General features: G+C 30.2%; 19 protein-coding genes. 12 read left to right on the forward strand and 7 right to left on the reverse strand.

From position 1 onward, the window contains the following. Positions 1 to 7: 7 nt before the first annotated feature. The gene (gene dccR / locus FBF15_RS03395) at positions 8 to 673 is read left to right on the forward strand and encodes a two-component system response regulator DccR (RefSeq protein WP_038816727.1); all 666 of its coding nucleotides are present in this window, start codon (positions 8 to 10) and stop codon (positions 671 to 673) included. Next, the gene (gene dccS / locus FBF15_RS03400) at positions 666 to 1,856 is read left to right on the forward strand and encodes a two-component system sensor histidine kinase DccS (protein ID WP_165434560.1); all 1,191 of its coding nucleotides are present in this window, start codon (positions 666 to 668) and stop codon (positions 1,854 to 1,856) included. The genes dccR and dccS overlap by 8 nt, the downstream gene beginning before the upstream one ends. Positions 1,857 to 1,898: 42 nt before the next feature. Here dccS and groL read toward each other — a convergent pair whose 3' ends face one another. Both groL and groES read right to left on the reverse strand, forming a co-directional pair. Continuing rightward, a complete protein-coding gene (gene groL / locus FBF15_RS03405) occupies positions 1,899 to 3,536 on the reverse strand; it encodes a chaperonin GroEL (RefSeq protein ID WP_002860445.1) in 1,638 nt (545 codons plus the stop codon). Positions 3,537 to 3,556: 20 nt separating this feature from the next. Next, positions 3,557 to 3,817, reverse strand: a complete 261-nt coding sequence (groES, locus tag FBF15_RS03410) for a co-chaperone GroES (RefSeq protein WP_002825273.1) — start codon at positions 3,815 to 3,817, stop codon at positions 3,557 to 3,559. 161 nt (positions 3,818 to 3,978) lie between these two features. Between groES and FBF15_RS03415 the strand changes: the two genes are divergently transcribed. Genes FBF15_RS03415 through FBF15_RS03430 form a run of 4 tightly spaced genes read left to right on the forward strand, consistent with a single transcriptional unit; the run spans position 3,979 to position 7,988 of the window. Beyond that, on the forward strand, positions 3,979 to 6,519 hold the full coding sequence (locus tag FBF15_RS03415) for a hypothetical protein (RefSeq protein WP_165434561.1): 2,541 nt from the start codon (positions 3,979 to 3,981) through the stop codon (positions 6,517 to 6,519). A gap of 8 nt (positions 6,520 to 6,527) precedes the next feature. Beyond that, the gene (locus tag FBF15_RS03420) at positions 6,528 to 7,139 is read left to right on the forward strand and encodes a riboflavin synthase (protein WP_002859289.1); all 612 of its coding nucleotides are present in this window, start codon (positions 6,528 to 6,530) and stop codon (positions 7,137 to 7,139) included. Beyond that, entirely contained in the window at positions 7,103 to 7,783 is a 681-nt protein-coding gene (locus FBF15_RS03425; protein ID WP_002859288.1) for a polyphenol oxidase family protein, read from the forward strand. Before FBF15_RS03420 ends, FBF15_RS03425 begins: the two co-directional genes overlap by 37 nt. A gap of 1 nt (position 7,784) precedes the next feature. Continuing rightward, a complete protein-coding gene (locus FBF15_RS03430; protein WP_002859287.1) occupies positions 7,785 to 7,988 on the forward strand; it encodes a hypothetical protein in 204 nt (67 codons plus the stop codon). Here FBF15_RS03430 and FBF15_RS03435 read toward each other — a convergent pair. Further along, positions 7,985 to 9,145, reverse strand: coding sequence for a M23 family metallopeptidase (locus FBF15_RS03435; protein ID WP_002914240.1), 1,161 nt, complete (start codon positions 9,143 to 9,145; stop codon positions 7,985 to 7,987). The two genes, FBF15_RS03430 and FBF15_RS03435, sit on opposite strands and share 4 nt — an antisense overlap. 121 nt (positions 9,146 to 9,266) lie before the next feature. On the opposite strand from FBF15_RS03435, the gene FBF15_RS03440 reads away from it, so the two are divergent. The 3 genes from FBF15_RS03440 to FBF15_RS03450 are packed head-to-tail and all read left to right on the forward strand — an operon-like array spanning position 9,267 to position 12,187. Then, a complete protein-coding gene (locus FBF15_RS03440; protein ID WP_002914241.1) occupies positions 9,267 to 9,983 on the forward strand; it encodes a plasminogen-binding N-terminal domain-containing protein in 717 nt (238 codons plus the stop codon). An 11-nt stretch (positions 9,984 to 9,994) separates the two neighbouring features. Then, positions 9,995 to 11,377 (forward strand): FAD-linked oxidase C-terminal domain-containing protein, encoded by a 1,383-nt coding sequence (locus FBF15_RS03445; protein WP_002855885.1) that lies wholly within the window; start codon positions 9,995 to 9,997, stop codon positions 11,375 to 11,377. A gap of 3 nt (positions 11,378 to 11,380) precedes the next feature. Then, a complete protein-coding gene (locus FBF15_RS03450) occupies positions 11,381 to 12,187 on the forward strand; it encodes a YihY/virulence factor BrkB family protein (protein WP_002852725.1) in 807 nt (268 codons plus the stop codon). Here the strand turns inward: FBF15_RS03450 and FBF15_RS03455 are convergent. The 4 genes from FBF15_RS03455 to FBF15_RS03470 are packed head-to-tail and all read right to left on the reverse strand — an operon-like array spanning position 12,131 to position 16,056. After that, positions 12,131 to 13,390 carry a ComEC/Rec2 family competence protein gene (locus tag FBF15_RS03455; RefSeq protein ID WP_032598621.1) on the reverse strand — a complete coding sequence of 420 codons (1,260 nt, stop codon included), beginning with the start codon at positions 13,388 to 13,390 and terminating at the stop codon, positions 12,131 to 12,133. The two genes, FBF15_RS03450 and FBF15_RS03455, sit on opposite strands and share 57 nt — an antisense overlap. Beyond that, a complete protein-coding gene (locus FBF15_RS03460; protein ID WP_002852823.1) occupies positions 13,390 to 13,947 on the reverse strand; it encodes a DedA family protein in 558 nt (185 codons plus the stop codon). The genes FBF15_RS03455 and FBF15_RS03460 overlap by 1 nt, the downstream gene beginning before the upstream one ends. An 8-nt stretch (positions 13,948 to 13,955) precedes the next feature. Continuing rightward, positions 13,956 to 15,509, reverse strand: coding sequence for a ribonuclease Y (gene rny, locus FBF15_RS03465; RefSeq protein ID WP_002852704.1), 1,554 nt, complete (start codon positions 15,507 to 15,509; stop codon positions 13,956 to 13,958). Then, positions 15,430 to 16,056: a 5-formyltetrahydrofolate cyclo-ligase gene (locus FBF15_RS03470; RefSeq protein WP_002860439.1), complete on the reverse strand. Its 627-nt coding sequence runs from the start codon at positions 16,054 to 16,056 to the stop codon at positions 15,430 to 15,432. The genes rny and FBF15_RS03470 overlap by 80 nt, the downstream gene beginning before the upstream one ends. Before the next feature lie 82 nt (positions 16,057 to 16,138). On the opposite strand from FBF15_RS03470, the gene FBF15_RS03475 reads away from it, so the two are divergent. Genes FBF15_RS03475 through radA form a run of 3 tightly spaced genes read left to right on the forward strand, consistent with a single transcriptional unit; the run spans position 16,139 to position 18,902 of the window. Beyond that, positions 16,139 to 16,696: a TlpA disulfide reductase family protein gene (locus FBF15_RS03475; protein WP_002852864.1), complete on the forward strand. Its 558-nt coding sequence runs from the start codon at positions 16,139 to 16,141 to the stop codon at positions 16,694 to 16,696. After that, positions 16,696 to 17,562 carry a signal recognition particle-docking protein FtsY gene (gene ftsY / locus FBF15_RS03480; protein ID WP_002852840.1) on the forward strand — a complete coding sequence of 289 codons (867 nt, stop codon included), beginning with the start codon at positions 16,696 to 16,698 and terminating at the stop codon, positions 17,560 to 17,562. Before FBF15_RS03475 ends, ftsY begins: the two co-directional genes overlap by 1 nt. Continuing rightward, positions 17,562 to 18,902 (forward strand): DNA repair protein RadA, encoded by a 1,341-nt coding sequence (gene radA, locus FBF15_RS03485; RefSeq protein ID WP_002852872.1) that lies wholly within the window; start codon positions 17,562 to 17,564, stop codon positions 18,900 to 18,902. Before ftsY ends, radA begins: the two co-directional genes overlap by 1 nt. Positions 18,903 to 18,932 lie beyond the last annotated feature (30 nt).

Here is an 18,932-nt window from a genome sequence, read left to right on the forward strand (position 1 = left end):
TTAAATTATGGCTGCTAAAATTTTACTTTTAGAAGATGATTTGAGCTTGAGTGAGATCATTGAAGAGTTTTTAAACGATGAAGGATATGAAGTATTTTTATGCGATAATGCACGAGAAGCTTTAGATATGGCTTATGAAAGATATTTTGATCTTTGGATTTTAGATGTAAAAGTTCCTTTAGGAGATGGATTTTCATTACTTAAAGAATTAAGAAAAAGCGGAAAGCAAACTCCAGCAATTTTCATGACTTCTTTAAACACAACAAACGATTTAAAACAAGGCTTTGACGCAGGTTGTGATGATTATATAAAAAAACCTTTTGAACTTGCCGAGTTATCTATCAGGGTTAAAGCTTTGCTTAAAAGAGCTTTTTCACATAAAAATGAAGATTTTGAAGATTTAGGAGATGGATTTAGATTTGAATTTACTACACAAATTCTTTACCATAATAATAAAGCCTTGACTTTACCGAGTAAAGAAATTAAGCTTTTGTCTTTATTACTTAAAAATAAAAACAACTTTTTAAGCACAGAGAGAATTTTTGAAGAACTCTGGGATTATGATGAGGAGCCTAGTGAGCTAAGTTTAAGAGCTTATGTAAAAAATTTACGTAAAATTTTAGGAAAAGAAAAAATTATAAATCAAAGAGGCAGGGGATATTGCTATGGCTAAAAAAGTCATTAGGCAAATTTTATTAATCTACCTAACAACTACAGGTATTTTTTTAACTATTTTTTTTGCATTATGGTATCAAAAATTATATGAAGAATTAGTTGTTTTGAAGGGTGCCACTTTGAGAGAAAATCATAGAAACATTGTTATAAGCATCTTAAATTCTCGTTTTACCCCTATAGATATAAGTGCAAAAAATATTGCTCAAAGCACAGCACTAAAATTTGCTATATTTGATGCTAAAAAGATTGTTTTTAGTAATATAGATTTTGATTTAAGAAAGGCAAAGATAGAGCTTAAAGGTAGAGGTATTTGTGATAATAAGGTTTTTTTCCTTGCTCCTATGAGTGCAGATCATTATTTTTTAAGACATGCTAGCAATGAAGAAGTAAATACTAACGATGGTTTGCAAATTTTAATACAGGGTGAAGATGTTGGCAAAGATCTTTTTTGGATTAGAACGAAAGTTTTTGGTTTTGCTATTATGGCTTTTTGCATATTGGGTTTAATATCTTATATTTTAGTAAAAATTGCTCTAAAGCCTTTGGAGGATAAAATCAGCACACTAAATCGTTTTATTAAAGATTCAACTCATGAACTCAATACCCCATTAAGTGTTATTTTGATGAGTATAGAACAACTTGAGCATCAAAATTTAGGAGATAATACTAAATTTACAAGGATTAAGCTTGCTGCAAAAAGTTTGTCTCAAGTGTACTCTGATCTTGTTTTTTATAATTTCCCTAATACCTTAGAAACAGAAAAACAAAAATTTGATTTAAGAATACTACTTGAAGAAAGATTGGAATATTTTAAAGTATTTTTTGAGCAAAAAAAAATTACACTAAAGCTTGATTTAAATCAAGCAAATATTTTTGCTCCTAAAAGTCAAATTTCTAAATTGATTGATAATCTTATAAGCAATGCTATTAAATACAATAAAAAAGGTGGAGTAATTTCTATAATTTTAAAAGCCAATTTTTTAAGTATTGCGGATACAGGTTGTGGAATTTCAAAGTCAAATTTAAATCATATTTTTGATAGATATACAAGATTTAATACCGATCAAGGAGGATTTGGTATAGGGCTTTCTTTGGTAAAAAAAGTTTGTGATGATAATGATATTAAGATTATTTGCGAATCTGTAGAAAATCAAGGGAGTGTTTTTAAATTAAATTGGTAATCAGCAAGGAAAATCCTTGCTGATAAGAGGTTAGAGCAGATATTACATCATTCCGCCCATGCCACCCATTCCTCCCATACCGCTCATATCTGGCATAGTAGGCTTATCTTCTTTAATTTCACTAATTGTTGCTTCTGTGGTTAAAAGCATACTAGCTACAGAAACTGCATTGAGTAAAGCTACTCTTTCTACTTTAACAGGATCGATAATTCCACTTTCAAGCATATTAACATATTCACCTTTTGCAGCATCAAATCCTGTGTTTTCATCTTTAGCATTTTCTACGCTATTTACAACCACACCTGCATCAAATCCTGCATTTTCAGCAATTTGTCTTAAAGGTGCTCTTAAAGCTCTTTCAACGATAGCTGCGCCAATTGCTTCATCACCCTGTAGATCAAGTTTGATTTTAGCTTTTGCTTTGATAAGCGCTGCACCACCACCGATTACTATACCTTCTTCAACTGCTGCTTTAGTAGCGCTTAAAGCATCATCAACACGATCTTTTTTCTCTTTCATTTCAGTTTCAGTTGCTGCACCTACTTTAATAACTGCAACACCACCACTTAATTTTGCAAGTCTTTCTTGTAATTTTTCTCTGTCATAATCTGAAGTTGTTTCAGCAATTTGTGCTTTGATTTGATTGACTCTTGCATCGATATTTGCTTTTTCGCCTGCACCATTTACTATGGTTGTATTGTCTTTATCGATGATTACACTAGAAGCTTGTCCAAGATCTTGTATAGTCGCACTTTCAAGAGTTCTTCCAAGTTCTTCAGAAATCACTTCTCCACCTGTTAAAATCGCTATATCTTCAAGCATAGCTTTTCTTCTATCGCCAAAACCTGGAGCTTTTACTGCTGAAATATTAAGAACACCGCGAAGTTTATTTACAACCAAAGTTGCAAGCGCTTCGCCTTCAATATCTTCAGCGATAATTAAAAGTGGTTTGCCTGTTTTTTGAATTTGTTCTAAAACCGGTAATAAATCTTTTAAATTTGCAATTTTTTTATCAAAAAGCAGGATATAAGGGCTTGAAAGCTCTACTGTCATTTTTTCTGCATTAGTGATAAAATAAGGGCTTAAATAACCTCTGTCAAATTGCATACCTTCAACTACATTTAATTCATCATTGATTGATTTTGCCTCTTCAACAGTGATAACACCATCTTTGCCCACTTTTTCCATAGCATCAGCGATTAAATTTCCGATTTTTTCATCAGAGTTGGCTGAGATTGTAGCAACTTGTGCAATTTCTTTTTTATCTTTTACTTCGCGAGAAAGTTTTTTAAGTTCTGCTACTATAGCTTCGCAAGCTTTATCCATACCGCGTTTTACCTCGATAGGATTTGCACCTGCTGTGATATTTCTTAAACCTTCTTTGAAAATTGCATGAGCTAAAACCGTTGCAGTAGTTGTTCCATCGCCTGCTTGATCAGCTGTTTTACTCGCTACTTCTCTTACGAGTGAAGCACCCATATTTTCAAGACTATCTTTAAGCTCTACTTCTTTAGCAACACTTACGCCATCTTTAGTAATGCTTGGAGCACCAAAGCTTTTTTGGATTAAAACATTGCGTCCTCTTGGCCCCATAGTTACTTTTACTGCGTCATTAAGTTTTTTAACGCCCTCGTAAAGTTTATTTCTTGCTTCATCTGAAAAAATAATTTCTTTTGCCATTTTTTATCCTTTTTTATAAATTATTTTAAAATTCCTAAGATATCATCTAAATTTAAAACTAAATATTCATTATTATCAAGTTTAATTTCTGTTCCACCGTATTTAGCAAACACGATTTTATCACCATTTGCAATATCAGTGATTTCTTTACTTACTGCTACTACTTCACCCATTAAAGGCTTTTCTTTAGCATTATCTGGTATAATTATGCCTGAGGCTGTTGTTTTAGTTTCTTCTACGCGTTTAACTAGAACACGCTTTCCTAAAGGTTGAAAATTCATTTTTGTCCATCCTTAAAAATATTGATTTTAGCACTCTTTAATTTAGAGTGATAATATCATACTATAAAAAATGAATTTTGTCAATACTTTAAATTAAAATATTTATAAAAGTTTAGTTTTATAGACTAAAGTTATTTTATAAAATAAACTAAAGGATAAAAATGAAAAAGATTTTTTATGGCATTGTAGCTTTTGTTGTTGTGCTTTTAATCGCTCTTTGTACCATACTTTTTACAAGTTTTGGTAATAATATAGTGGCAAATATAGTACAAAAAAAGATTAAAGAAAATGCGGGATTAGATGTAAATATCACGCGTTTTAATTTGCGTTTTTCAAGTCTTGAACTGCAAGCAAATATTGCAAATATGGCAGATTTCAATCTCAAGGGAGCTTTGAGTCCTTTTAAGCTTGGATTTGATCTTGACTATCTTATTTCTTTAAAGCAAAATTATGCTAAAAATTTAGGTTTAAATTTAAATCAAAACCTTTCTTTTGGCGGTAAAATTCAAGGCAAGGCAAGTGATTTTACTTTAGATGGAAGGGGTTACTTACTAGGTTCAAATGTATTTTTAAATGCGAGAATGTATAATTACAGCCCTATCGCTTTAAATTTAGATGCAAAAAATCTTAAGATAGAAGAAATACTTCATCTTTTATCTTATCCTAGTTATGCTAAAGGTTTTTTAAATGCTCAGGCAAAAATTTCAGCACAGAATTTAAAACCTGATGGAAATATTATCATAAAACTTGATACAAGCTATATAAACTACGAGGCGATAAAAAAAGATTTTTCTTTAGACTTGCCTTTAAATTCTAATCCTAAAGCAGAAATTTTAGCCAATGTTAAAGAAGATAAGATTTATGCTGTAAGTAAAATTTACAATGATTATCTTAACTTACAAACCCAAAAAACTCTTTATGATATGAGTAAGAATATTTTAAGTACTGATTTTAATTTAAATATTCCTTCTCTTGCAAAGCTTGAAAAACTTACAAAAACTAGATTAAATGGTAGTTTGGGCGTGATAGGCGAAACAAGTGTTGTAAATAATGCCTTATCAAGTTTAAATGCTCAAGTTATCGGACTTGGTGGAGAGGTAAAGGCAAGTTTGAAAAATAATAAAATTTTTGCAGATATTAATGAAGCAAGTTTGGAAAAATTATTAGCTCTTGCAGGATATGGAGCCTTAGTTTCTGGAAATTTAAATGCTAAACTTTTAAATGCGGATTTGGATTTTTCTAATTTCGATCTTGAGGCAAAAATAAACAATGCAAAGATTAACACCAATGAGCTTAAAAAAATTGCTAAAATAGAACTTCCAAATACAATTTTTAGTCTTGATGCTAAAGCAAATGCAAAAAATAGTAATATTTCTTACAATGCTTTACTTGCTTCAAATTTACTTAATATCAAAAAACTTCAAGGAACTTATAATTTAAAAAATAGTGAGTTAAATACAGATTTAAATGCTTTTATTGATGATTTGTCTCAGTTTAGTGCTATAGCGGGACAAAAATTACAAGGTAAGGCAGATCTTAATGCAAAAGCTCATATTATAGGTACTCAAATACAAAATTTAAATGCAAATGCAAATTTGGCAGATGGCGTAATCAAAGCTGATTCAAATGGTAAAAAACTTGATTTGAACATTGATAAACTTGATTTATCTAAACTTTTTGTTATAGCAGGTATGCCAAATTATGCCAGTGGGGTTGTTAATGCAAAAGTTAATTTAGATAATATCGATTTTAACAACCTTAATGGTAAAGCAAATTTAGAGGCTAAAGGCATTTTAAATGCTGCAACTTTAAGTAAAATTTTAAATAAAAATTTTCCAAACAATACAAGTTATGATTTAAATACCAAAATTAATTTTAAAAACAATATCGCTCAATTTGATTCTGTTTTAAATTCATCTTTAGCTGATCTTACAAAACTACAAGGAAGTTTTGATATAAGTAAGATGCTTTTAAATTCGGATTTTAATTTAAAGATAAATGATTTTTCAAAACTAGGCTTTTTGTTAGATAGAAAACTTAAAGGTAAGGCAGAATTTAATGGAAAGGTAGGTTTTGATAAGAGTTTAAATTTTGTTGTAAATAGTCCAAATTTATTTGAAGGAAAACTTCAAAGCACATTTAAAGATAACCTTTTGCTTGCTGATTTAAACGGAGTGGATTTAAGTAGTCTAGCTCAGGGTTTGGATTTTATGGATATTTATCAAGGTAAGGCGGACATGAAGGCAAATTACAATCTTTTAAGCGAAGAAGGCGAGGTTAATTTGGATATGAAAGAGGGTAAATTAAAACCAAATCTTATTACCAATGCTTTAAAAATTTTAACATTAAAAGATATTACAGATGATGTTTATCGTACTGCTAATGCTAAAGCTTTGATTAAAAAAGAAAATATCAAGCTTGATCTTAATATGCAAGCAGATCGTTCTTATATTTTAGTACAATCAGGAGCTTTAAATTCTAAAAGTGGAGCTTTAAATTTGCCTTTTGATATTAAACTCGATAGAGCTAATTTTAAAGGAAGTATTACAGGAACTACAGAAAATCCTAAAGTAAATTTAAATGCAGGAAGTGTTTTAAATTCTATTAAAAATGTAGTAGGTGGCGGCGTGAGTGATGGTGCTAAAAATACAGGCAATAAAGTGGATAAAGCGGTAAATAAATTATTAAATAAGATTTTCTAAGGTAAAAAATGTTTAATGGACTCATAAGAGAAATTGCCAAAGTTCAATCTTATCAAAACAATACTTTAAGTTTAACAGCTAAGCATCGTCCAAATCTTGGCGATAGTATAGCTGTAAATGGAGCTTGTTTGAGTGTGACAAAACTTTATGAGGGAGGTTTTGAAGTGGAACTTTCTCGCGAAAGTCGCACTCATATAGCTATAGAGAATTTAAAAGATAAAGTTCATATAGAACCTGCTTTAAGATATGGCGATAGAATCGATGGACATCTTATGCAAGGGCATATTGATTTTATTGGTATACTTGAAAAGATTCAAAAGGATGAAAATGGAGTGGATTTTCATATAACTTTACCTAAAGAAGCTATGAAATTTATGGCAGAAAAAGGAAGTATAGCTGTTGATGGGGTAAGCCTTACTATCAATGAAATTTTAAAAAATGGTATTAGGCTTACTATTATTCCTATTACTTTTAAAGAAACGCTTTTTAAGGACTATCAAGTAGGTAGAAAAATAAATATAGAAAGCGATTTGCTTGCTCGTTATATTTATGCACAATTGCAAGGTAAAAACAAAGGATTATCATGGGAAGAAGTGGAAAGAATTTCTTATCTTTATTAGAAAATGATAAAGTCGGTATTTTTTGTGCTTTTGATAAGGATTATAATGTTTTTAGGGCTAAAATTCATAATGAGAATTTATTTTCTCATTTAGGTTTTAAAGATATTGAAAAATGTGTTTTTATGGATCAAATTCACTCTCATAAAGTTATCATTTATGATGAAAATTTAAAAAATCTCAGTTGTGATGGACTTATAAGTAAAGAAAAAAATACTGCTCTTTGTGTCTTAAGTGCGGATTGTCTGCCTTTGATCTTATATCATGAAAGTGGCATTATAGCAGCTTTGCATTCAGGTAGAAAAGGAAGCTTTGAAAATATCCTAAAAGAATGCGTTGATCAAATTACTATGCAAAATTCACATTTAGATAAGAATAAATTTCATCTTTTTATTTTACCTGGAATTTGTGCTAAAAATTATGAAATAGATGGAGAAATTTTAGAATTTGCTAAAAAAGAATTTAAAGAATTTGTTCAAGATAATAAACTTGATTTAAAAGCCTTGGTAAAATTTCAAGCTCAAAATTTAGGCATTGAAAATATTAAAGATTGTGGAATTTGTAGTTTTGATGATGAGAGTTTTTTTTCTTATCGTCGCGATAAAACGCCTAAGCGTTTTGTGAGCGTGGTTTATTTAAAGGATTAAAATGTATGAAAGAAAAGATTTAAGAGTGTTAAAAATCATTCAAAAAGCTAGAGAATTTGGCGATGGGGATTTGTTAAATGAAGCTTTGGTGAAACAATTGATTGATGCAGATTTTTGTGAAATTAGTGAAAAAGAAAAAGAAGAGCTTGCAACTCTTCTAAATTCTTTAATCAATGCAAAAGATAAAGCGTTGTTGAGTAATTAAAATTCTATATAGTTTTCAAAATCTTCTTCTTTTGGGGGATTAGGTTGATTCGAGACTAGGGCTTCTTTAACAACCTGCTCGTATCCAGCTATGATATGTTTAAAATTCTCTTTTGCTTTTCCACTAAGTTCTGATTTGGCGATTTTTACAACAGATGCAGGATTTATAGCTTTATTATTTAAATATACTCCAAAATGCAAATGAGGCCCTGTGCTCATACCTGTTGAACCAACATATGCAATTACTTGTCCTTGATTTACCTTTTGTCCGTTTTTAATTTTTGCAAAACGACTAAGATGAGCATATAAAGTCATATAACCTGAGTCATGCTTGATTTGAATTACATTTCCATAACCACCTTTTGTGCCTATAAAGGTTACTACTCCTTTGCCAGCACTTTTCACAGGAGTTCCAGTAGGTGCAGCATAGTCTATACCAAGATGGGCACGATAGCGTTTTAATATAGGATGATATCTTGCTGTTGTAAAAGGAGAAGAAATTCTAGTGTAATTCACAGGTTTTGTAAGTAAAAAAGATTCTAATTCTTTGCCATCACGATCATAGAATATATCATTATAAGAAAAGACTTCTCTAGCGCTTTTATTGATTTCTACCATTGCCATTTTTATATTTATATCACCCCAAAGTTTACCCATGCGTCTTTTTTGTTCATAATATAGGGTTACTTCATCACCTTTTTGGATATTGCGAAAATTTATACTTCCTCGAAAAGCACGAACCATAGCACGAGCTAAAGTACTGCTACCACTTTCTTCATAGACATCTTGATAAGCAGAGCTTTTAATGGTTAAATGTAAAATTCTATCTTCTTTTTGATAAGATACAGGAGTAAAAGCAAGAGTGTATTGTCTATCTTTATCTTTATAGATATGAATTTGTAAATCATCACTAATTGGAATTAAAACTTGTTCTATGTTGTTGTTTTCATCTTTTAAAACTTGATATTTTATTTTATAGGCTATATCAGAAGCAAGTTCTTGATCTTCTCTATCAAGTCCATAATAAAGCGACATAGGTATGGAATTTCTTTGTAAGAATTTAAGCAAGGTATCTCCATTATCCCAAGTTAGCTCTTCAACACTTAAAGCTGCAAAACTTTGAACAACAAAAATAAATAAAAGCAATAATTTTTTCATGAGATAACCTTAATTTTTAAAAGAATTTTGAAATTTGAAAGCTATATTTTACTTTATTTTTCTTACAATTGCTTAACAAAAAAGGATTATAATTCTATAAATTTTTATTTAAGGAGCAAATTTGTTTAAAACTATAGTGTGTTTTTTAGCTTTAAACCTTAGCCTCTTTGCGGTTGGATTTGATTTAAAACCTATAAAAAGTGAACTTGTAAAAGTTGATGATATTTATGGTTATATTAAAGATAGTGATGATATAAAACTTTATTCAAGTGGCGTAGTAGTGCAACATTTTAGCAATTCGCAAAGTATCATCGCTAGAGCAAGTGTTATAGATAAAAAAAATGGTTTGGCAAAATTAGAATTTAGTGTTTTTTCAGCTCTTAAGCAAGATGCTTTGCCTTTACCAAATGTTTTACCTAAAGTAGGTGATGAGGTTGTTTTAAATTTTCTTTATGATAGAGGATTGGTAATTGCTCCTGATGAACAAACTTATAATGAACTTGTTAGAGAATTTCCGCAGATATATTTTACCCATATTGATATTTTTGGAGCACAATTAATTAGAACGGCTACTCTTTCTCCTAAGCGTTCAGATTTTAGGCAATTTTGTGATGATAATGCGGTCGGCATTTTGGTTGTGGCTTTGGAAAATCATGCAGAAGTTGTGGATTGTCAAGATTTTAATAAGCTTTATGAAGTGCCTATAAGCAAGCCAACTAGCGTTCAGGTTCCTTTTTATTCTCGTATAGGTGGATATAAAAGTAATTTTTTTGATTTTAACTCTCAAGAAATAGGAAATTATTATAGGTATTATGATGCTTTGATTAATCTTCCTTAGGTGCAATAAACATGAAAAAAGAATTTGAACAATATTTTAAACGATTTTTAGGAGAAGAAAACGCTTATTTTGATGAAATTCACAAAAGAGCTTATAGCTATGATGCGACAAAAAAACATTATTTACCTGATGGGGTTCTTTTTCCAAGAAATGAAGAAGATATTGCTCAAATTTTAAAATTTTGCAATGAAAATAATATCATAGTCATACCTCGAGGCTCAGGATCTGGTTTTACAGGAGGAGCTTTAGCTGTTAATGGCGGGGTGGTGCTTGCTTTTGAAAAGCATATGAATAAAATTTTAGAAATTGATCTTGAAAATTTAGTGGCTGTTGTGCAACCTGGGGTTATTAATATACATTTACAAAAAGAAGTGGCTAAATATGGACTTTTTTACCCACCTGACCCTGCTAGCATGGAGTATTCAAGCTTAGGGGGTAATGTAAGCGAAAATGCTGGGGGAATGAGAGCTGCAAAATATGGCATTACAAAAGATTATGTGATGGCTTTAAGGGCTGTTTTGCCTAGCGGAGAAATCATTCGTGCAGGGAAACGCACTATTAAAGATGTAGCAGGTTATAATTTGGCAGGAATTTTAATCGCTAGTGAAGGTTCTTTGGCAGTTTTAAGTGAGCTTACTTTAAAATTAATACCTTTGCCTAAATTTAAAAAAACTGCTTTTGCTATTTTTCCAAGTGTAAAAAGTGCTATGAATGCGGTTTACAAAAGTCTTGCTAGCGGTGTAAGTCCTGTATCTATGGAATTTTTAGACAATCTTAGCATTAGAGCGGTTGAGAGCAAATTTAATAAAGGTTTGCCTATAGAAGCTGGAGCTATTTTGATTGCTGATGTGGATGGTAATGTTAAAGAGGCTATTGATGAGGATTTAAGAAATTTAGAATATTATTTTTTAGAAGCTGGCGCTAGCGAATTTAAAATAGCAAAAGATGAACAAGAAACCGCAGATATTTGGTTTGCTAGAAGAAATTGTTCTCAAAGCATTGCCATGTATGGAACTTTAAAACTTAATGAAGATATTACAGTTCCGCGTTCTAAACTACCTACTTTGCTTGAAGGTATAGATGAGATTTCTAAAAAATATGGTTTTAAAATTCCTTGTTTTGGACATACAGGGGATGGAAATGTGCATACTAATGTTATGGTTCCTGATAAAAATGATAAAGAGCAGGTGAAAAAAGGCTATGAAGCTGTGGAAGAGATTTTTAAATTAACAGTGAAACTTGGAGGAACTTTAAGCGGAGAGCATGGTATCGGACTCTCTAAGGCACCTTTTATGAATTTAGCTTTTTCTGAAGCCGAAATGAATTTAATGAGAAATATTAAAAAAGCTTTTGATCCAAATAATATACTAAATCCTTTTAAAATGGGACTTTAGAAGGTGAAAAATTTTTTTACTATTTTACTAAATTTGCGTGATAAGGAAATTTTAAATTATGCAGCAGCGCTTAGTTTTTATACTGTATTATCTTTAATACCTATTTTATTTGTATGTTTTTCTGTTTTTACGCAAATTTCCAGTTTTAAAGCTTATTATGAAAAAGCAAAGCAAGTAATTTTTGCTTTTTTAATACCAACGCAACAAGATGTTGTTGCTACCTACATCGATACTTTTTTAAAAAATAGTGTAAATTTGGGTATTGTAGGTCTTATTGCTATGGCATTTACTTCTTTAGCTTTTTTTTCAGGCTATGATTTTGTAATCAATCGCATTACTAAAAATGAACCTAAAGGACTTTGGCAAAGTATTAGTTCTTATTGGACTCTTTTAACTCTTGTTCCTTTGGGGCTTGGGCTTAGTTTTTATATTTCAGGTTTTATCCAACAAACTTTAGATGATTATAAAATAGGGTTTAATTTTTTTGAAATTTTACCCTTTGTAATTATTTGGGGTTTATTTTTTATATCTTATTCAAGTTCTGTTCATAAGGGAACTCTTAAAAGTTTAGCTTTAGTATCTTTTGGAGCGGGTACTATTTGGTATATAGGAAAAAATTTATTTGTATATTACGTGGTATATAATAAAACATACGCTAGCGTTTATGGATCTTTTTCTACTATTTTATTCTTTTTTATTTGGATTTATATTTCTTGGATTATTTATCTTTTTGGGCTTAAACTCTATTATTTTCTAAATCACAATCATAATGAAGGGAATAAAATTCGCAAAAATACAAAGAAAAGCTAGATATTTAAATCGCACAGAGATTAAAGAAGCAATAAGATAACTTATAAAAATCCAAAATGGGATATGGATATTAGTTCCATAAATTTTAAATTTAAAAAATTCATCTAAGATAAAATTGAGCAAATCTCCATAGTTTATAAGATGCAAAAATAATACTAAAGGATAAAATATTACAAAAATTCCACTCAAAATAATACCTAAAATTTGTTGGTAGCTTATAAGTGGAAAAAAATAAAGCACAGGTAAAACCATAGCAAAAAAAGTCCAAATATTAAGCAAAATAATATTTATAAGATTATTAAATTTATTTGCAAAATGATGCATATATAAAAAAATATAAAAAACACCTAAAATAGAAAATAAAAATCCAATACTAAATAAAAGTCTAGGGTAAAGAGAAATGCACAATAAAATACTACAAAAAAGCGTAACGAAATTAATGATTTTTATATTTTTACACAATAGATAAAAAATGCAAAAAGCCATAATCAAGGAGCGCACAAAAGAAGGGACAAATCCTATTAAACAAGCATAAGCTAAAAGTAGTGCAAAAATTAAAATACTTAAATCTAAACGTAAATTTCTATAAGGAAAATATCTTTTTTGGAAAAAACTATAAATTGGAGCTAAAATAAAGAAAATTAAACTAAAAAGTAAGCCTATGTGATAACCGCTAATTGCTATAAGGTGTGCTATACCGTAGTAATTTACATCGTTTCTAAGCTCTAAAGATATGGGCAGTGCAAAAAATAAAGCACCATAAAATTCTTTAATCTTTTCATTTGTATGTTGATTTAAGAAGTAAGATATAATGGGATTGTATTCTTTTTCTTTTAATTTTTCAAAATCATAAGAAGGTGCGTAAAAACTTTTACTCAGATAGTCTTTAAAGTTAATATTATGGGTGATAATTCTAAGGCTTAAAAATTGATTCTTGCTTAAATTTAAATCCTTAAAACTTGTAGTATAAAAAGTGAAGTTTTCAGTTTGTAACTTTAAAACCCAGTATTTTTTATTTTTTTTATTATATTTTATATATTGGTGCGTTAATAGAGCGTTGTCTATAAGGTAATGTTTTTGGTTTTTAAAGTTTAAAAAATTATTATATTCTAAAAGGATATTAAAAATAAAAATAACAACAACAGAGAAAAATAAATAATGAAATTCTTTAAAAGAGTAAGAAAAAGAATTCCATAGAGACATTATTTTTTAGAAAATTTACTTAAATAAAGCCAAATTATTCCGGCTAAAAATAATAAAAATAAAGGAGCAGCATAAGGATATAAACTCAGTTTATCAAAAATTGCTTCAATAACATACCCAAAAGTATAAGCAGCAAAACCTAGAACAATAGCCCATGCCAAACTAGCTAGAGTATTGATAATAAAAAATTTAATAAAATTATATTTTGCCATACCTGCAGCTATGGGAATAAAAGTTTTTAAACCATAAATAAATTTTTGAGTTACAAGTAAAATAATTCCATGTTGTTTTGTTTTTATCATAGCAAGGGCTATCTTGCGTCGGTGTTTTTTAAAATAAGGCATAATGTCTTTTTTATAATATTTTCCAAGTATAAAAAGCAAAGTTGAACCTATGGTATTAGCAATAAAAGCAAGAGCAATGCAAAAACTAAGATCCATTTTTCCTTGAGAACTTAAAACTCCTGCAGCTAAAATTCCAACCATTCCACCTCCTAAAGAGTAAAAGAATAAAACAATATAACCATATTTTATTAAAGTATCAATCATATCTTGCATAATAAACCTTATTTAGCGTATTCTACAGCTCTAAGTTCACGTATAACATTGACTTTAATTTCACCAGGATATTGCATTTTTTCTTGAATTTCAGCTGCTATTTCCTTAGCTAAAAGTACACTTTCATCATCATTAACAAGCTGAGCATTGGCTATGACGCGAATTTCTCTTCCGGCATTGATTGCATAGGCATTTTTAATTCCTTCTTTACTTTTAGCGATATCTTCTAGCTCACTGACTCTTTTTAAGAAAGCTTCTAACACTTCTCTTCTAGCTCCAGGTCGTGCAGCACTTAAAGTATCTGCTGCACAAACAGCTGCTGATTCTATGCTTGTAGCTTCTTCGTGTCCATGATGTGCGTAAATAGCATTGATTACTACAGGATGCTCTTTGTAGCGTTTGCAAAGTTCTGCACCTAAATCCACATGAGATCCTTCAAAATCATGGGTTAATGCTTTTCCTATATCATGTAAAATTCCCGCACGACGTGCTAAATTCTCATCTCCACCACACTCAGCAGCAATGATTCCTGCAAGGTGAGCCACTTCCAAAGAATGTGCTAAAGCGTTTTGTCCATAGCTTGCTCGGTATTTGAGTTTTCCTATGAGTTTTACAATTTCAGGGTGTATTTTATTTAAACCTAGATCCATAACTATGGTTTCGCCTTCTTCTAGAATGGCACTATCAAATTCTTTACACACTTTTTCGTGAATTTCTTCTATGCGCGCGGGTTGAATTCTGCCATCTTCAACTAAAAGTTCTATAACTTTTGTAGCAATAGCACGGCGATAAAGATTAAAACAACTTACTATAATAGCACCTGGTGTATCATCGATGATAATATCAACACCTAAAACCATTTCCAAGGTTTTAACATTGCGCCCTTCTTTACCAATGATACGTCCTTTAAGTTCATCGTTTTTAATGTTAATAACATTGATAAGTCTTTCAGCTGCAAATTCACCTGCAAAACGAGAAGTAGCTTGAGCAATGATGAAATTAGCTTTTCTTTTAGCTTCATTTTTTGCTTCTTCTTCATATTTTCTTACTATATGTGCAATTTGCTCGCGAGAATTTTCTTCTACTTTTTTAAGAATGATTTCTTTGGCTTCATTTTGTGTAAGTCCTGTCGAATGTTCTAAAATTTTTAAAACATCGTCAAGTTTTTCTTGATATTTATTTTTTAATTTATCAACATCAGATTGTAAGTTTTGAATGTGTCTTTGTGACTTGCAAAGGTATTCTTTATCTTCTTTTAGTTTTTCTTCTTCTTGCTGAAGTTTTTGTTCTTTTTTAGAAAGATCATCAAATTTTTGATTAAAATCTTTTTGAATTTTGTGAGTTTTTTCTTCGTATTTTTTTTTAACTTCTAATTCTGCATTAAGAATTGAATTTTTTGCATCTTTTAAAATAAGCTCCGCTTCGTATTCTATAGCTTTGGCTTTAGCTTTGGCTTGTTCTACGAAAATTTCATATTTGGCATCATTGATTTTTTTTGCAACTAAATATCCTATACCGAGTCCGACTATAGCGGCTATAAGTGCGATAAGTGATTCTATCATTTTTTCTTTCTTTCTTGTAATATTTTTTATAAGGGTTTATGTATAATTTTCCTGAAATATCATGCTTTTGTGTTAGATTATTTTGACTTAAAGCATCTATACTTTGGACAAATATTATATGAGGTTTGTAATTTAAATTTTCAAAAAATCTATCATAAAAACCTTGCCCATGTCCTATTCTTTTTAAATTTTTATCGACGCCAATTACAGGCACAATAGCTAAATCAATTTTTGCTTTAAAAAAAGAATCTATAGGCTCTAAAACCCCAAACCTTTTTTTAATAAAAGGCAATCTTAATTTTACAATTTTTAAACTTTTATCTTGCATAAATGGAACAAAAAGTTTGTAATTTTTATTAAGAATATGGCGAAATTTTATTAAGTTTGGTTCATAATGCAAAGGAATAAAAATTAAAATATTTTTAGCTTTAAATAGTTTTATTATTTTAAGACATTCTTTAAATATTTTATAATCTTGTTTGAAATTTAGTTTTGAATGTTTGAAAAGGCGTATTTTTTGCAATGCCCTAAAATCTGTTTTTTCCATTAATATGCCTTTAAAAAAATATTATCTTATGTATGTTATAATTTTAGCATTTTTATAAAGAAGAATAAAGGATTGATAAATAATGAAGATTAAAAAAATACTTTTACTAGTGGCAATATCTTGTTTGTTTGTTGCTTGTAGCAATGATAAAGAAAAGCAGCAAAATGATGTAAATTTAAGCACCGAGGCAAGTATAAATCAAAGTGATGATATGAATTTTAAACTTAATTTGATTGATGGAGGATCAATTTCAATTAAAAAAGAAAATGCCGTTTTAAATTTCAACGATGAAGATAAGGCAACTTTGTTTGTATTTTTTACCACTTGGTGTACCCCTTGCATTGCTGAAATCCCTCATCTTAATAAATTACAAGAAAAGTATAATAATGATTTTAATATAGTTGGGGTTTTATTAGAAGATAAATCTAACGATGAGATTCAAAAATTTATAGAACAGCATAAAATATCTTATAAAGTCGCTAATGGTGAAAATAACTATCTTTTAGCTAAAGCTTTAGGTGGGGTAAATGGAATTCCTACCATGTTTCTTTACAACAAGCATTCTAAATTGATTAATCAGTATTTAGGGCTTATTCCTGAAGAAATGCTAGAAATTGATATACAAAAGGCTATACTTTAATGTTTAATTTTTTTAAAAAAGGACTTGCAAAAACTCTTGAAAATATTGTTGGGATTAAAGGAGAGAATAAAAAGATAACCAAAGATTTGCTTGAAGAAATTTTGCTTGAAGCAGATGTAAGTTATGAAATAGTTGAAGAGATAATTTATTATTTACCACCTCAAAATGAAGTAAAAAAAGAAGATTTAAAGCGTGTTATGGGTTCTTATTTTCTTTATGAAAAAAAAGAAACCAATCAAGAAAAACCTTTTGTAGAGCTTATTTTAGGAGTAAATGGAGCAGGAAAAACAACAAGTATTGCCAAACTTGCTTATTTATATAAAAACCAAAATCAAAAAGTGATTTTAGGAGCGTGTGATACTTTTAGAGCAGGTGCGATTGAACAATTAAAACTTTGGGCGCAAAAAGTGGATGTAGATATAGTTTTAACTGCACAAGGGCATGATCCTTCAGCGGTTGCTTTTGATACCATTTCTAAAGCAAAAGCAAAGGATTTTGATAGAGTTATTATCGATACAGCAGGGCGTTTGCAAAATCAAAAAAATTTAGCCCATGAGCTTGAAAAAATTGTGAGAATTTCAAACAAAGCTTTAGAAGGTGCACCCCATAGAAAAATTTTAGTTTTAGATGGAACACAGGGAAATGCTGGAATTTTACAAGCTAAAGCTTTTAATGAGCTTGTAAAACTTGATGGTGTGATTATCACAAAGCTTGATGGGACAGCTAAAGGGGGTGCACTTTTTAGTATAGCAAGAGAGCTTGAGCTTCCTATTTTTTATGTAGGCGTGGGTGAGCAAATGACGGATTTGCAAGAATTTAATGCAAGTGCTTATTTAGATACTTTATTAGATCCTATTTTTGAATAATGGCAAAAAATAAAGCACTTTTTGAATGTCAAGCTTGTGGAAATCAACAAAGCAAATGGCTTGGAAAATGTCCTGATTGTGGAGCTTGGGATAGTTTTGTAGAATTAAAAGCTGAGCAAATTAAAGTTTTAAAAGAGCTTGCGCAAGTTAGTATGAAAACAAGTGAAGCTGTTTGTATTGAAGATGTGGAATTAGAACATTTTACAAGATACAGCACAGATGATAATGAGCTTGATTTGGTTTTAGGCGGAGGGCTTGTTGAAGGTTCTTTAGTGCTTATAGGCGGAAGTCCAGGTGTGGGAAAATCTACGCTTTTGTTAAAAATTGCTTCAAATTTAGCCAAACAGGGTAAAAAAGTGCTTTATGTCAGTGGCGAAGAAAGTAAAGCTCAGATTAAATTAAGAGCTGATCGCCTTGAGGCTAATACTCCGAATTTATTTTTACTTACTGAACTTTGCCTTGAAAATATTTTAGAAGAATTACACAAAAAGGATTATAGTATTCTTATCATTGATTCTATACAAACTCTATATTCAAATAAAGTCACTTCAGCAGCAGGAAGCATCACTCAGGTGCGTGAGATTACTTTTGAACTTATGCGTGTTAGCAAGGCTTATAATATCAGTACTTTTATCATAGGGCACATTACTAAAGAAGGTGCTATAGCAGGACCTAGGGTTCTTGAACATATGGTGGATGTGGTGCTTTATTTTGAAGGAGATGCCACTAAAGAAATTAGACTTTTAAGAGGCTTTAAAAATCGTTTTGGTGGAACGAATGAAGTAGGTATTTTTGAGATGACTACTAAGGGTTTGATCAGTGCAAAAGATTTGGCAAATCGTTTTTTTACTCGTGGAAAGGCTATTTCAGGAAGTGCTTTAGGTGTTGTGATGGAAGGATCTCGTGCTTTGGTTTTAGAAGTTCAAGCTTTAGTGTGTGAAAGTTCTTATCCAAAACGCAGCGCTACAGGGTATGAAAAAAATCGCTTAGATATGCTTTTGGCTTTGCTTGAAAGAAAACTTGAAATTCCTTTAGGGCATTATGATGTATTTGTAAATATTAGCGGCGGAGTAAAAGTAAGTGAAACTGCTGCGGATTTGGCTGTGGTTGCAGCTATTATTTCAAGTTTTAAAAATCGCCCTTTGAGCAAAGATAGTATTTTTATAGGGGAGCTTAGTTTAAATGGAGAAATTAGAGAGGTTTTTAGCCTTGATACGCGTTTAAAAGAAGCTAAAATGCAAAAATTTAAAAATGCCATTGTTCCTTCTAAGCCTTTGGAAGATATAGGGCTTAAGTGTTTTGTTGCTAAAGAACTTTCACAAGTTTTAGAATGGATGTAAATTTTCATTAAAATATAAGTAAGATTTTGC

The organism is Campylobacter sp. CFSAN093233, assembly GCF_011068165.1.
In the GTDB taxonomy this organism is placed as follows: Bacteria; Campylobacterota; Campylobacteria; order Campylobacterales; family Campylobacteraceae; genus Campylobacter_D; species Campylobacter_D jejuni.